This window comes from Microvirga sp. P4_G7 (assembly GCF_056401005.1).
The window spans coordinates 1-2,397 of the sequence record NZ_JBFUKD010000577.1; the positions used below are offsets into that span (position 1 = coordinate 1).

Consider the following 2,397-nt stretch of genomic DNA (forward strand, 5'->3'; position numbering starts at 1 on the left):
CAGTTGTCCCCGTCGGCGATCTTTTTCATCGTGCCGCGGAGAATTTTGCCCGAGCGCGTCTTCGGCAGCCGCCCGACCGTAATCGCGAGCTTGAACGCCGCCACAGGGCCTATCCGTTCGCGCACCAGCGCCACCAGCTCCGTCTCGACCTGGGCGGGCGGCCGATCGACGCCGGATTTGAGCACCACGAACCCGCACGGCACCTCGCCCTTGAGCGCGTCCTTGACGCCGATCACCGCGCATTCGGCAACGGAGGGGTGTGAGGCCAGGACCTCCTCCATCCCGCCGGTCGACAGGCGGTGGCCAGCGACGTTGATGATGTCGTCGGTGCGGCCCATGACGTAGACGTAGCCGTCCTCGTCGAGGAAGCCCGCGTCGGACGTGTTGTAATAACCGGGATAGGTCGTGAGGTAGGCCTCGCGGAACCGCTGGTCGGCATTCCAGAGCGTCGGCAGGCAACCCGGCGGAAGCGGCATCTTGATGGCGATGGTGCCCATCGTATTGGCGGGAACAGGCTTGCCGCCCTCATCGAGCACCTGAACGTCATAGCCCGGCATCGGCACGGTCGGAGAACCGTATTTCAGCGGTAATGCGCCGAGGCCGAGCGGGTTGCCGGCGATCGCCCAACCGGTTTCCGTCTGCCACCAATGGTCGATGACGGGAACGCCCAACATTCCCTCCGCCCATTTGAGCGTATCAGGGTCGGCTCGCTCTCCCGCGAGAAACAGCGAGCGGAAGCGCGACAGATCGTATTGCGCCAGGAGAGACCCGCTTGGATCCTCCTTCTTGATGGCGCGAAAGGCCGTTGGCGCGGTGAACAGGCTGACGGCGCCGTGTTCGGCAATGACCCGCCAGAACGCGCCCGCGTCCGGCGTTCCCACCGGCTTGCCCTCATAGAGGATCGTCGTGCAGCCGTGCAGAAGAGGCCCATAGACGATGTAGGAATGTCCGACGGCCCAGCCCACATCGGAGGCCGACCAGTAAACTTCGCCCGGTGCGATATCGTAGAAATTCGACATCGACCACTTGAGCGCGACGAGGTAACCGCCCGTATCGCGCACCACGCCTTTCGGTTTTCCCGTCGTCCCCGAGGTGTAGAGAATATACAGGGGGTCGGTCGCCAGAACCGGCACGCATTCGGCGACACGCTTCTCGGCCTTGGCCTTGGCGACCTCTTCCGCCCAATCGCGATCCCGGCCCGCCACCAATGTCGCTTCCGCCTGCGGCCGTTGAAGAACGAGGCACACCGGCGGCTTGTGGCGGCTGAGATCGATAGCCTCGTCGAGGAGCGGCTTGTAGGGCACGACGCGCGTCGGCTCGATCCCGCAGGAGGCCGACAATATGAGTTTTGGCTCGGCGTCATCGAGGCGTGCAGCGAGCTCGCGCGAGGCAAATCCGCCGAAGACGACCGAATGGATCGCGCCGATCCGGGCGCAAGCCAACATGCCGATCAACACTTCGGGAACCATCGGCATGTAGAGAATGACCCGGTCGCCCTTCGCGACGCCGAGGTCGCGAAGCACGGCAGCCAGCGTCGCGATCTCATCGCGCAATTCGGTGTACGTGAAGGAACGCCTCACACCCGTGACCGGACTGTCGTAGATGAGCGCCGCCTGATCGCCGCGCGTCTCGAGGTGGCGGTCGATCGCGTTGTGGCAAGCGTTGCAGGCTCCACCGACGAACCAGCGCCCATAGATCCCGGCATCGGCGTCGAAAATCGTCTTCGGCGGCTCGATCCAATCGATCTCTTGCGCCGCCTCCGCCCAGAAAGCTTGCGGGTTCGATTTCCACGCTGCGTAAACGTCGTGGTAGCGGGAGCGGGCTGATGTCATGGTTGATCTCATGGCGTGACCCCGTTGTCGGAACCGCATGGGACGTGCGCGTCTCGCTGTGGTAGCAGGCGTGCAGGCCGAGGTCAGCGGCGACTTTCGACGAGTTCTTGATGATCACCGATCCGTTCTTCTACGCGGCAGCTGTGCCCGCCGTCATTCTCATGGGCATGGCAAAAGGCGGATTGTCCGGGCTGGGCCTCCTCTCCCTGCCGCTGATGGCGTTGGTCGTCTCGCCCGTACAATCGGCGGCGATCATGCTCCCCATTCTGATCATCCAGGACGTGGTCACGGTCTGGGCCTACCGTCGCACCTGGGATCTGCGCAACATCCTCATTCTTCTGCCGAGCGGCATCGTCGGCATCATCTCCGGCTTTCTTCTCGCGGCAAAAGTGTCCGACGCTGCCGTCACGCTTGCGGTCGGCCTGATCTCCCTCGTTTTCGCCCTACGGCGGATCATCATCGAACGGCGCAAGACCTTGCCCGAACCTGCCGCAGCCGACGTGCCGCGGGGTCTTTTCTGGGGATGGGTCACAGGCTTCACGAGCATGATCGCCCATGCGGGGGG

At 64.0% G+C, this 2,397-nt stretch carries 2 protein-coding genes; one reads left to right on the forward strand and one right to left on the reverse strand.

The window, feature by feature from the left end; genetic code table 11:
* Positions 1-1,832: propionyl-CoA synthetase (locus tag AC1DT3_RS18155; RefSeq protein ID WP_477466628.1), on the reverse strand; the 1,832-nt coding region annotated here is incomplete at its 3' end.
* Positions 1,833-1,942: 110 nt separating this feature from the next.
* On the opposite strand from AC1DT3_RS18155, the gene AC1DT3_RS18160 reads away from it, so the two are divergent.
* A partial coding sequence (locus AC1DT3_RS18160; RefSeq protein ID WP_477466629.1) for a TSUP family transporter occupies positions 1,943-2,397 on the forward strand: 455 nt, incomplete at its 3' end.